The organism is Desulfuromonas acetoxidans DSM 684 (assembly GCF_000167355.1).
GTDB classification, from domain to species: domain Bacteria; phylum Desulfobacterota; class Desulfuromonadia; order Desulfuromonadales; family Desulfuromonadaceae; genus Desulfuromonas; species Desulfuromonas acetoxidans.
In genome coordinates, this window is the sequence record NZ_AAEW02000017.1 from 29,536 (window position 1) to 42,726 (window position 13,191).

Annotated in this window: 8 protein-coding genes and 1 pseudogene; all 9 read left to right on the top strand. The window is 53.7% G+C overall.

What is annotated here, in order from left to right:
* Window positions 1-171: 171 nt before the first annotated feature.
* The 9 genes and pseudogenes from DACE_RS13305 (at window position 172) to DACE_RS13345 (ending at window position 13,190) form a co-directional block, all read left to right on the top strand.
* Window positions 172-798 (top strand): HD domain-containing protein, encoded by a 627-nt coding sequence (locus DACE_RS13305; RefSeq protein WP_006002050.1) that lies wholly within the window; start codon window positions 172-174, stop codon window positions 796-798.
* 67 nt (window positions 799-865) lie between these two features.
* The gene (locus tag DACE_RS18335; RefSeq protein WP_006002051.1) at window positions 866-3,145 is read left to right on the top strand and encodes a RyR domain-containing protein; all 2,280 of its coding nucleotides are present in this window, start codon (window positions 866-868) and stop codon (window positions 3,143-3,145) included.
* A gap of 33 nt (window positions 3,146-3,178) precedes the next feature.
* The gene (locus tag DACE_RS13315; RefSeq protein ID WP_006002052.1) at window positions 3,179-3,934 is read left to right on the top strand and encodes a sigma-70 family RNA polymerase sigma factor; all 756 of its coding nucleotides are present in this window, start codon (window positions 3,179-3,181) and stop codon (window positions 3,932-3,934) included.
* A gap of 73 nt (window positions 3,935-4,007) precedes the next feature.
* Window positions 4,008-4,526, top strand: a complete 519-nt coding sequence (locus DACE_RS13320) for a hypothetical protein (RefSeq protein ID WP_006002054.1) — start codon at window positions 4,008-4,010, stop codon at window positions 4,524-4,526.
* A gap of 35 nt (window positions 4,527-4,561) precedes the next feature.
* On the top strand, window positions 4,562-5,344 hold the full coding sequence (locus tag DACE_RS13325; RefSeq protein WP_006002055.1) for a GAF domain-containing protein: 783 nt from the start codon (window positions 4,562-4,564) through the stop codon (window positions 5,342-5,344).
* Window positions 5,344-6,120, top strand: a pseudogene (locus tag DACE_RS13330) (S8 family serine peptidase). The gene DACE_RS13325 and the pseudogene DACE_RS13330 overlap by 1 nt, the downstream one beginning before the upstream one ends.
* Window positions 6,121-6,212: 92 nt before the next feature.
* The gene (locus DACE_RS13335) at window positions 6,213-7,940 is read left to right on the top strand and encodes an NAD-binding protein (RefSeq protein ID WP_006002058.1); all 1,728 of its coding nucleotides are present in this window, start codon (window positions 6,213-6,215) and stop codon (window positions 7,938-7,940) included.
* 25 nt (window positions 7,941-7,965) lie between these two features.
* On the top strand, window positions 7,966-11,067 hold the full coding sequence (locus DACE_RS13340; protein ID WP_162013611.1) for a toll/interleukin-1 receptor domain-containing protein: 3,102 nt from the start codon (window positions 7,966-7,968) through the stop codon (window positions 11,065-11,067).
* Window positions 11,068-11,255: 188 nt separating this feature from the next.
* Entirely contained in the window at window positions 11,256-13,190 is a 1,935-nt protein-coding gene (locus tag DACE_RS13345; protein WP_006002060.1) for a 7TM diverse intracellular signaling domain-containing protein, read from the top strand.
* Window position 13,191: the final 1 nt, after the last annotated feature.

Here is a 13,191-nt window from a genome sequence, read left to right on the forward strand (position 1 = left end):
TGTTGTCGAATTGCCTTGTCGTTTTTCAAAAAAAATGTGCTTTTTCCTGTGAAAAAATCCTGACCGAAAAAATTCTTGAAAAAATGATCTTCCCTTCGACCTGTGCGGTGAAAGAGAACTTTTCAACGGATCACCGACTTGAACCAATGGTTCTGGAGTCGCGGAGGGAATATGAAATATGCTTGTTTTGAGCTTCTTTACCAACATGTTGAGCATCGTTTGACCCATGAATTGCCGACAACACTGTGTCATCACAGTGCTCATCACAGTCTGGTGGATGTGCTGAGTGCCGTGCGCCGATTGGGCCGCGCATCACAACTGAGCGGTGAAGAACAACTGTTGTTGGATACGGCCGCCGTGTTGCATGATCTCGGCTACCTCTGTCGCTATGAACACAATGAAGAATTTGCTGCCCGCTATGCTGTGCGCTGGCTGCCATATTTTGGTTTTAACGTGAAACAGGCTGATCAGGTCAGTCGTTTAATCCGTGCGACCTCTCTAGGCTGTCAACCGCAAAGCCTGTTGGAAAAATTATTGTGCGATGCAGATCTTGATGTGCTCGGGCGTCCGGATTATTGGTCCCAGACCATTTTGCTCCGTCAGGAGTTGGAGGCTCATGGCTATGTTTATAGCTGGCAGCAATGGTTGAACCATCAATACCAATTTTTGACGACGCATCATTATTATTCTTCGGCAGCACAACTGTTTCGTGAGGTGGGAAAACGGGAAAATATTCATTTTATTGAAGAAAAAATCAATCAGCTCATGAGTAGAGGTTTGTCTTTCGAGGGCGATTAATGGTAAACAATAATGTATTCGAATGTTGAAATAGTTCCCTTTTTTAAAGGCCTTTGATCGCAACCTTATGACGTATTGTCCTGTTCCTATCGATACGACGGCTGTTGCTCTGGATGACATGGAGCAGCGCCTGGTTGAAAAACTGGCGCGTAATACCCATGACGTCTGGGCGCAACAGCGCTTGAACGATGGCTGGCGCTATGGCGTCGAACGGGATGATCTCGCCAAAACCCACCCCTGCCTGGTGGCGTATGATCAGCTTCCGGAACAGGAAAAGGAGTATGACCGACGTGTCAGTGGCGAGGTGGTCAAAACCCTGTTGAAGATGGGCTACAGCCTGCAACCACCCGTGGCCGATGAGGGGGATAGCGAGGTCGCTGAGCTGCTTCTCAGTCAAATGGATCGTCCCGATGCCGGTTCACTGACCTTACTGCGCTTATGGCAACATCACGATGAACAGACGTGGCGTTGTCGTCCGCAGCTTTACCTCACCTTGGGAAGCCAGTTCCTCAAATTGGGCGAAGCGTTGAGTGCCTGTGATGTGTTTTCAACCGGCCTGGAGGTTGTCAATGATCTGGCCTCGTTGAGTGATGATCCTTCGCAGCGTCAGCTGCATATCCGCTTACGCCAGCAACGCGCTCTGGCCCTGATTCAGAGCGGAGCCTATCCCCAGGCACGGCGCGAATTGCAGGCTCTCGCTTCACAGGTGGGAGAAGATGGTGAAATCTGTGGTCTGCTCGGCAGGACGTGGAAGGATGCCGCTGCTCTTCAATCCACGCCTGAGGTGCGGAACCGACACTGGACGCAGGCTTTTGACTGTTATGCGCACGGCTTTGAGCTGGCCCTGAAGAGGGGGGCGGTTGCTCAAGCCTATTACACCGGGATAAACGCGGCAACGCTGGCGCTGTGGTGTGGTGATCAATCCGCTTCGCACAGGTTGGCTGAGCAGGTTCGAACCCTGTGCCTGCAGCATCTGCACATCGCTGACTCTTCGCAACGTGTTTCGTTCTGGTTGTTGTCGACTCTGGGCGAAGCGGAGCTATTGCTGGGGGATGGAGACGCGGCGCAGCAGTGGTATCAACAGGCCGTTGATTGCATGGGGGCAGATCTGCGCAGTCAGGCTTCCATGTATGATCAGGCCCGGCAGATTGTCCGTCATTCCACGTTGGACGTGCCTTGGCTTGAGGAGTTGCTGGCTCCGTCATCAGTTGCTGTTTTCTGCGGTCACCGTCTGGATCTTCCCCAACAGCGCAAGGCGAGATTTCCGCTTGAGTCGGAACTGGTAGTGCGCCAGCGGATTGCTGATTTGCTCGACGAACTCCAGGTTGGGATCGGCTATGCTTCTGCGGCCAGTGGCGCCGACCTCCTGTTTCTTGAAGAGATGCTGCGTCGTGGCGGCAATGTGATTGTTGTTTTACCCTTTGAAGTAGAGCACTTTATCCGCACCAGTGTCGAAGAGGCTGGCGCAGACTGGTGTCGCCGTTTCGAAGCGGTGCTTGCCCGTGCTGACGAAGTACGGATTCTTGGACGTTATGATGTCCATGCGGCCAATGGCTTGTATGATTTTACCAACCACTATCTGCTCGGAGCAGCCCAGGTTCACAGTTGCACCATCAGGACGGAGTTGCATGCGCTGACGGTCTGGAACGGCGATGAGTCCGGTGATCTTGGTGGTACGGCCAGTGCCGTCGCCTTGTGGAGACAAACCCAGCCTCTGTGGCAGATTGATCCTGTCACTGCAGATTGCCGTCGCCTTGATCAATGCCGTGTATCGGTGGACAGGCCGTTACCATCACCCGGACCTGAAGAGACCATCCAGCATCACAGTCATCTCTACATGTTGTTTGCCGATGTCAAGGGATACAGTCGTTTAAGTGAAGCTCAGACGGCACTGTTTTCCCAGTATTTTCTGGCGCATATCAGCCGAATACTGGCTCGTTTTGACGATGGAATTCTTACCCGCAGAACCCAGGGTGACAGTTTGTTTCTCATGTTTGACCGTCTCGAAACCGCCTTGGAACTGGCACGTACCCTGCGGGATGAAACCGCTGATGTTGACTGGACGTGCTATCAGTTGCCAGCGGATTTGTCCTATCGAATTGCCCTGGATGCCGGGCCGTGTTTTTCGTATCAGGATCCGATCTCACATCACAAGGACTATTGCGGGCACTATGTGGTGCGTGCTGCACGCCTGGAGCCGGTGACTCCAGCGGGACATGTTTTTGCCAGTGAAACATTTGTCGCTCTGGCACGCATGAAGGGGATTGCTGCGACGGTGTTCCAGTACGCCGGTCAGATTACGCTGCCCAAAGATTACGGATTTGTTCAGGCGTTTCATGTTGAATAGCCTGGTTGTGGAACTTCAGCGAAGGATTGTGTCGTGTCATTTGAGGCCATGAGCGGATTTTCTCCCCAGGAATCGTCACTGATTCAGAGAATTGCCCAGGAAGTGTTTTTCAAATACAACCTTCAGGGCTTTGAGCACAGCATCAGTCGTGAGGATTTGTGTCATTACGGTGTTGTCGGATTGCTGGAAGCACGCGTCAGTTACGATGAACGCAGTGGTACGCCATGGCTGGCATTTGCTGCTTTGCGGGTGCGTGGCGAAATGATCGACCATCTGCGGAAATTGCCCATGGTGCGCTTGCCGCAGGCCGTGCAGTCGCGAGTCAAGCAACTCAAGGAGGCGCGCCGTGCCTTGCAGACTCAACAGATTGAGGTTGATCATCAGCATTTGTCCACAGCTCTGGACTGGACTCTTGACGAGGTGCGTGAAGTTGAAGCCCTGCTGCCGAGGCGGGTAGCGGTGGATGACGGCGTGGATCAGGGGGGCGATGAGCTGCCAAGCGCGGTGACGGTGACCAGTGACGGCCCCAGTCCCGAAACCCAGGCCTTGCAGTTTGAGCTGGCGATGCTCATCAATCGTTGTCTGCAGCGGCTTTCGGCGCAGAACCGGCTGATTGTCGTCGGTCGGTTGCTTGAGGGGCTTAAATTGAAGGAGCTTGCGGCCACGCTTGGCTACACCGCAGAAAATATTCGCGTGCGGCAGAAAAAATCACAGGAACAGCTCAAGTCCTGCATTGAGAAGCACGGCTGGCCGGTGGATGCGCTGGATGAAATCATCGGTGAACATTGATTTTCAGCGGCAATCTTCGATAAAACCGAATAGAAGAACGGGGATTTCCCCCCGAGACCCATAGAGGTGCCTGATGAAAAAATCCCATGATCTTGCAACCTATCTTCAGCACTGGAAAGACCACTTTGTCCCTGATGTGGAGGGACAGCAGCTGGATACCCACTTGAGTGACATGGCGCTGGAAAGCCTGGCGAACGGTGCCGCCGACGAAGAGCAACTGCAGCATCTTTCGTCCTGTCCTCAGTGTCTTGAGCGCTGGGCCGATATAGTCGGCGAACGGCAATCGTCGCCTGTATTCGCTCTGCCGCTTGCTTACGGGGGGGAAGAGGACGAGGATGTTGTCGGCCAGTGTCTGACCCGTACGCTGACCAGTCAGTGCGGACGTTTTACCCTTACTTTGCAAGGGCAGGACGCAAGGCTTCAGGTTCATGAACCGTCGCTGGAGGGGCATCATCTTCAGGTGCGTTCGAAGGACGGACTCTGTTTTATGGATGATGTGGTTGACGGCGGCGTGCTTAAAAGCCGTGTCGAAGATGTGACTTTGCTTGACCTGACGCTTTGGACCGTACTCGGCGTTGACGATGCGTCCTGATTTCAGGGCGACCGAACCTGTAGGAGCGTTCTAACATGAAAACCCTTCTCGATCAGATTTCCTCCCAGTTGACGGCACTGTCAAATTCTTTTGAACAACTGCGGCAGAATCTGCCTGACGATAGTGATAACGCGCCTGGTTCCACAGTGGATTCCACCTCGGATAACGTTGTTCAGGCGTTGATCCACTACTTGAGCGTGACCCCGGACCATAACCGCACGTTACTGACAACGGCGCTGCAATGCGCCATGGCGGTGGTTGATGGCGGTGGTGCCGGATTGACACTGTATGACCCGGATAAACAGAAACTGGTGTTTCAGGCGGCCTTGGGTGATGGTGCCCAGGGGCTGGTCGGTTATGAAGTGCCGTTGCAGGATTCACGACATGGCCTGGCTTTTGCCACCGGCGAAGTGCAGTCGGCCACGCCGCTGCATGACACGGTTGAGCAGGCAGCCCAGGCTACGTTTAAAAATGTGTTGGTGGCACCGCTGCTGGTTGATGACGAGGCGATTGGCACCATCAGTGCCGTTAACAAACAGAGCGGCGATCACTTCACCCCCGAAGATATGAGCCATTACCAGGTGTTCGCCGAACTGATTGCCACGATTGTCCGTCAGGAGCAGCGGCGGCAGGTGGTGGAACGGTTCGTTGCCCGAGGGGAAACCGGGAAGTCGCCACTGACCAAAGTGACCTTGCGCGATCAAGATCGCCAGCTGCTGCGCTGTCTGCAGCAGGTGCAGCAACTTTCCAGTCAACGTCCGACTCTGGTGCCGGTGGTCGAACAACTGGTGGCACAATTGCTGGATGAGTCTGCCTGATGGAACGCATCCCTTTGATTTCTCCGCACCTGACACTGGACGCATTGCGGCAGCAGGCCACGGGGCAGGGCGTGCAGGTTGCCGTGATCGACAGCGGCATTGATCCTCACCATCCCGATCTGCAGGGGCGGGTGGTGCGTGCCTGTGTGGTCGATAAAGGCTCAGATCGAACCATTGCCTGCCGTGACATTGATCCGCTGGAATCCCGTGATGATTTTGGCCATGGCACAGCCGTGGCCGGCATTATTGCAGCCGTGGCACCACAGGTGGAGCTGATCAATGTGCGCGTACTCAATGAATATAACGCCTGTAGTGGCGATATTTTGATCGCCGGATTACGCTGGGCGCTGGCGCAGAACATCAAGGTGATCAACCTGAGTCTCGCCACCATGAAGGAGAGGTTTTTCCCCGAGCTGTTCCAGCTTTGCGAACAGGCCTATGAACAGGATGCCATCCTGATCGTGTCGCGACGTAATCTGGGGGGAATGGGCTGCCCGGCGATGTTTTCCTCGGTGATCAGTGTGGAGCGCGGCGAGATTGCCGAACCGTATGGGCTGCGCTAAAAGACCGGCAACCTGATCGAGTGTGATGCTTTTGGCACTCGGGTCCGCACCCTGGCTTCCGGTGGCGGCTATGTGGAACAGACCGGTACCAGTTTTGCGGCTCCGCATGTCACTGGCTTTATCGCCCTGATGGTCGAACAGTGGCCGGATCTGGTGGCTGTGGAAGCCAAAGCCCTTCTGAAATCCTTTTCCCGGCAAGCCACCGGACGATGATGATAATGCCGGGGAGCGGTTTCATTCTTCTGATTGAGGACGTACCTTAACCTTGCGGGATTGCCCGCTGATTTTGACCACAGGGACTTGATATGTCTGGTAAAAAAGTTTCCATGCCGCTGCCCGTACGCATTGCCCGCTGGTCGCGACGTTTGTCGTGGCCGATTGTCAAGGGGTTGTTCATCCTTTCCGTGGTGCTGTTTGTCGGCGCTGCCCTGAGCTATCTGTTCAACCGATCAGACAGTGACCCACTGCAGATGCTGCGTTGGGCGAAGAGCCTTGCGTATGCGGCATTTCTGTTGGGGATCATCCGGGCCTATTGGGAAAAGATCCGTCAACGTTACCAGACCATCAACCTGCAACATTCCGAAGGGCATGTGGTGGTGTGCGGCATTGGTGATTTCGGTCAGAGTCTGGTCGATGCTTTTCTGGATAAGGGCTATAAGGTTGCGGTCATCGAACTCAATGCCGCGCATACGGAGGTGGTCAGCCTCAAATCGCGTGGGGTGGTCGTCATTCACACCGATGCCAGTGACCCGGCGGCGCTGTATGAAGTCAACGCCAGTAAGGCACGTTATCTGTTTGCCGTGACCGGCAATGACCGGCGCAATGTCAAGATCATCCGCGCCGCCCGGCAGACGGTGCTTGATGAACAGAATTCCGGTGGTGACAGCGATTTGCGCTGCTATTGTCACGTCAACGATGCAACATTATTCGAGGTATTTTCCCAGCACGAGGTGTTTGAGGCGGTTCATGACGGCTTTTACGCCTCGCTGTTCAATGTTCATGATGCGGCCAGCCGTTTCCTGTTGGAAAAATATCCACCGGACGCGTTTGCCGCGCTTCCGGCTGCTGGGAGCGAGCCGCTCGAGGTGGTGATTGTTGGCCAGACGCGGATGGGTGAGGCCCTTATTCGTCAGTTAGCCCGCATCGGTCATTATCTGCGTTGGCCTTCTGTTCAAATCACTGTGATTGATAAAGAGGCGGATGCGTTCGAGCACTTTTTCAGCTCCTACAGGGATATCTCTCCATTGGATGATACGCTGGTGCCCGGTGTGACCGTGCGGCTGGTGAGAAAAGATCCCGAGAAGATAAAATTTGTCGGTGATCTGGACGCCGGTGATCTGGGTAATCCGGCCCTGATGTGTTGTTGTCTGGATGACGAAACGTTGAATATTGCCTTAGCTCTCAACCTGCGGCGTATGCTCGATCAGGTTGACGCGCCGATTGTTGCCTGCCTGTCGTCGGGATTGTCCGATCTGCTTCAGGAAAAGCAATGCCGTTACCTCAGTCAGCGCAATATTCATAGTTTTAATCCCTACCGATTTGCCAGCGATTTTCAGGTGTTGCTGGATGATGCTGCCGACAAAATTGCCCGCGCCATTCATCAGGCCTATCTTGACTCTTTATTCTCCGAGGATGCTGCGGACAACCCGTCGTTGGTTCCATGGCAGCAGCTGTCGGAAGAAAAGAAGAACGCCAATCGCTGGCAGGCGGATCATCTCTCCGTCAAATTGCGGGAAATGGGCTATGACCAGCGGGGAGTCGCTGCGATCGACGCGGTTGTCGACGATCCCGGCTGGCTGGGAAAGCTGTCGGAGCTGGAGCATCGGCGGTGGATGGCTGCGTTGTACCTGGATGGGTGGCGTTATGCCGAAACGGGTAAGGATGCGGTGCGCAAGACCCACGCGTGTCTTGTGCCGTATGACCGGCTGTCACAAGCGGAAAAGGGCAAAGATGACACCATGATCCGCAATATCAAGCAATTGGTGGAAAGCCCGGAGTGGCAGACCTACACCGCTTTTGTCGACAAACGCTGAGATGATTGAAGGAGAACTGCTTCCGGTGTCGAAATCCGCTGAAAATCGTTATCTGGCGTTTATTTCCTATCGTCATGCTGACAATGCACAACAGGGCCGTCAATGGGCCACCTGGTTGCATCAAGCCATTGAGACCTATGAAGTGCCTGAAGATCTGGTCGGCACCCTGAATCAACGTGGCGAGGAGATTCCGGCACGTATTTATCCGGTGTTTCGCGATGAACAGGAGTTGCCGGCCTACGCCGACCTGGGTAGTGCCATCGTCAATGCTCTTGATGTATCGCAGATGCTGGTGGTGTTGTGTTCACCGCGAGCCGCCCAATCCACCTATGTGGCTGATGAAATTGATTACTTCAAACGGCTGGGACGCTCCGATGCCATTATGGCGGCCATCATTGATGGTGAGCCCAATGTCAGCTGGGATCAGGGAAAACACCAGGCGGGCTGGACGGAGCAGGATGAGTGCTTTCCTGAACCGCTGCTTTACGAATATGACGAGGAAGGACAGCGCACCCAACGGCATGCCGAGCCCATTGCCGCGGATTTCCGGGTACTGGAAGAGGGGCGGTTAGTCCAAGGCTGGACCTCGCCTCAGGCGTACCGGATGCATTTGCAGCACGCCACATCCTTGAACAAATCGACCATCACCGAGCGTGTGGCGGCATACAGTGAACAGCTCGATCTGATGGTGCTGAAAATCGTTGCCGGGATTCTGGCCATCCCTCTGCGGGTTCTCACTCAGCGCGATAAGGAATATCAGTTGGCTCTTGAACGCAGGCGTTCACGGCGTTTGCGCCAATGGTTGGCCGGTGTCGCTCTGTTGGCACTTATCGCCGTGATTGCCGGTGTCGCCGCTTTTCAGCAGCGTCGCGAGGCACGTCAACAGCGTGACCAGGTGTTGGTCAGCCAGAGCCGTTTTCTGATGGATCAGGCGCGTCAGGCCAACGATCAAGGCCTGTTTGATACCGCGCTGCTGCTCGGCCTGTATGCCTTGCCCGGCCAATACGGTGGTCAGCGTCCTCCGGTCACAGATCAGCATGAATTACGGCGCGCTGTGGCCAGAAACCAGAAACTGATGCAGTTTCCGCATGATGGTGTGGTCAATTGCGTCGCCTACAGCCCCGATGGCACGTTGGCCGTCAGCGGTGGCGAAGACGGTCAGGCCAAGGTGTGGTCGACGCAGACCGGTGAACAACGTGACTGTTTCAGCCATGACAAAGGGGTGGTGGATGTAGCGTTCAGTCCAGATGGTCAGACACTGGCGACCGTTGCCGGGGGCGCAATTCGTTTGTGGTCCATCACGGATGGTACGCCTGTGCCGTTTGACTCGGCAGGCTATTTCACCACGGTGAATTTCAGTCCCGATGGTCACCTGTTGTTGTCGCGTTCCCTCGATGAAGCGGTGGTCTGGTCGCTGGACAGTGGCGAAGTGCTCTACCATCTTGCGCACGATAATTTTGTCCAGCAATGCCGCTTCAGCCCGGACAGCCGCTGGGTGGTCACCGCTTCCTTTGATCAGACCGCAGCCTTGTGGTCGATGGAGGATGGATCGCGTCGTCAAGTCTTCCACCATCAGGCCCCCGTTAACTGTGCCGATTTCAGCCCCGATTCAACGCGGGTGGTAACGGGGGCTCATGATCTGACTGCCGTGATCTGGTCGGTGGACAGTGGAGAGGCTCTGCATGTGCTGCGCCACGACAATGCGGTCATGGCTGCGCAATTTTATCCGGACAACCAGACCGTGGTGACCACCGGCAACGAGGAAGGTCTGTTTTTCTGGTCGTCTCAAACCGGTCAGGAGATGTTTCACACCGGTATCGACATGGGCTTTGCCCGTCAGGTGGCCCTTGGGCGGCAAGGGCGTTATGTTGCCATTCGCGCCGCCGGCAGTGAGGTGAAATTATTGTCCATGGCTCAGGCCCTGACCATGACTCTCACACATGGTGGTGACATTCGTGATCTGGCGTTTGCGCCGGATGAGACTTCACTATTGACCGCTTCTGAAGATGGTACTGCGGCGTTATGGTCGCTCAAAAGCCGTGAACATCAGTTTTTCTGGCGCCATCAGGCCCCGGTTAATCAAGTTGTGGTCAGTGATGATGGCCGCTGGCTGGCCAGCGCTTCGGACGATAATACGGTGCGATTATCCTCGCTGGTTACACAGGGGAAACAGCAGGTTCTCCCCTTGTCTGACCGTGGTGAGCTGATTGTGTTCAGTCCTGATTCGAGCCGGTTATTGACCGTTGCCAACGATGGCTCCGTGTGTTTGTGGTCTGTGGAATCGTCAGAAATAGAGCACTGCTTTGACAACGAATTGATGGTCAAATCAGCGACATTCAGCTCTGATGGCCGCATGGTTGCTTTCGTGACTAATGAGCCTTCAGTGGAAATTTTTGCGACAGATTCCGGTGAGCGACGGCAGACCATCTCCTATGAGTGTCGAATCAACAGTGCCCGTTTTTCTCAGGATTCCAACAGGTTGTTTGTCGCGTGCTCTGACGGCTCTCTGGTGTGCTGCAATGTTGAGACCGGGCAGCCGTTCTGGCGCTGGCAAGGTCCTTCATCTGTTGTCAATGCTGTGGTTGTTGATTCCGGTCAGCAGATCGTTGCAGCCTGTGAACAAGGTCAGTTGGCGATGATCGCGCTGCAGGATGGGCATGAACAGAGTGTTTGGCAACAGGGGCATGCAATTCGTCAGATGGTTGTCTGTGACAATGAGAAACTCATGGCAACCGTTGACGATGAGGACGATATTGTCGTTTGGTCTTTGGACCAACACAGGGCCATGCAAACCTTCGCAGGGCAGAACTCTGTTGATGCGTTGAGTTTCAGTCCCGATGGGAGCTTGCTGGCCGTATCAACGGGATGGCAGTCCTTGACCGTCTATCAGCTGTTGGACGGAGGGCTGTTTTATGTGCCTGCAGTCCACGCGACGGTCAGCAGCCTGTGCTTTACACCGGACAGTCAATGGCTGGTCACCGGGGCTCGTGACAATTCCGTTGCCGTGTGGGGGTTGTTTCGTGATGATCTTCCAAGTGTCGCGCAACAGGCTTTGCCGCTTTATCGCCAACAGCTGACCGACTCGGAACGGCAGCACTATTATCTTCCGCAACAACCTGCAGACTAATCGGGAAGAGGCGACAGCGGCCCTTTTTTGTCATTCTGGCGGGATTTTCACATAAATTTACCCTCCGGCCTTTAATCACTTTTGTTACAATACGCCACTGAATTTTAATGATCGAATGATTACAAAGTGAATTGTTCACTGAGTCGATCTCTGTGATTGAGGTGAATTGTTTGCAGAATTAGGAAGTTATGGTCGGGGTTGGGCACAAAGAATCGCGTTTTGTAATCGTCAACCTGTTGTGGTTGGTGGTTGCGGTGCTGTTTTTTGTCGGCTTGTGCACTGACGAAAGTCGCGCCGATCACAGCGCCAATTCTTCCGATGCTCCCAGCTATCAGCGTATCAATTCCTACGTGGAATTGTTTCGTGATCCTACGGCAAAGATTCCCTTTTCAGAGATCGCTCACCAGCAGTTCAAGCCTGCCAGACAATTCCTCAATTTCGGCTATACCGATGATGTCATCTGGCTCAAAGTCTCTTTGGATGAAAAAGACTTTTCACAGCAGAGCTGGCTGATTCAGTTCGGCATCCCTTATCTCGATCAGATTGACAGTTATCAGTGGGTCGCTGGTGAACTGGTGCACTATCATAAAGGGCGTGGCGCTTCGTTGAGGACCAAGCCTTTTCCCCATCGCGATTCGCTGATCCCGGTTCATTTTGATGAGGGGCGGGCAACCATCTATTTACGCATCTTTTCCCGGGATGGCACGACCATCAATGCGGCACTGATGACACTGAAGGAGTTTGAACGGCGTGATCAGGTGTTGCTTTTCTTCCTCGGTGGCTATGTCGGTATCATGCTGGCCATGGCGCTCTATAACTTTTTTATTTTTCTGTCGCTGCGTGACCGCCGTTATGGTTACTACGTGTTCTTTACTCTGGCTGTTCTGCTCAATGTTGCTGCCTATTATGAGCTGTTACATGAATACCTGTTTCAGGGCAGTGACTGGCTGAATCTGAGGCTGAATCTTTATACCTTCTTTATCGCTATCGCCGCGTCGATTGAGTTTGTTCGCCATTTTCTGCGCACGCAAAACAAAATGCCCCGTCTGGACAGGGGACTGGCCTGTTTTCATCTTCCAAACTTTGCCATCCTGGCGTATGCCACGTTTTCACCCCATCCGACCTCATTGTGGTTGTTTTCGATGCTGCTGCCATTGCTCCTGGTCATTGCTATCTGTGGCATTCGTTCTGTTTATCTTGGTTCCGATGCGTTATCGCGCTATTTTCTTATCGCATTTGCATTGTTTATTACCGGGGTCGGCATGTTTTCCATCCGCCGTTTTGGTGTGCTGGCACCGAATCCATTTGTCAATTACACCTTTATGGCCGGCTCCGTGCTGGAAACAATGATTCTTTCCTTTGCCCTGGCACACCAGATTAACTGGCTGCGTGAGCAGAAGCAGTTGGCTCAGGATCAGCTCATTCGACAGATTCGTGAGAACAACTTCAGTTTGGAGCAGATGAAGGGAAAGCTTGAAGAGACGGTCAAAATCCGCACGGCCAAACTCCTGACCTCTTTGCATGAAAAAGAGATGTTGCTGAACGAAGTGCACCATCGGGTAAAAAACAATCTGGCGGTCATTGCCAGTCTGCTTGGCTTCCAGATTTTACGGGAGGAGAACGATTCTCCCGTTTGCCATGCCCTCCGTGCCGGCCAAAGCCGTATTCAGTCCATGTCTCTGGTCCATGAGCTGTTGTGCTCGAATGACAACCTGATGGGCATTGATGTCAGGGACTATTTTCAGCAATTATCTCATCACCTGTTGACGACGTTTACCGGTGCGGAGCAACAGATTGAGATTGATTGCCAGGTTGATGAACTGGTCTTGCCGATGGATGTTCTGGTTCCTTGTGGTTTGATTGCGACGGAGTTGATTACCAATTCGTTAAAGCATGCGTTTCAAGATCACTCCTGCGGCAGAGTGTGTATCAGCCTGAAAAAAAAGAATGAGCAGGTTGAGTTGATGGTTTCTGATGATGGTTGCGGTTTTGTCGAAGACTATCAAGAAAATCTCGGCATGCGCTTTGTAAAAATGATGACACAGCAACTCAATGGCTCGCTGGATCTCTGTTGTCAGCGGGGGAGCTGCTGGAAGGTCAGTTTTTCCATGCAAAGGAGTTAAC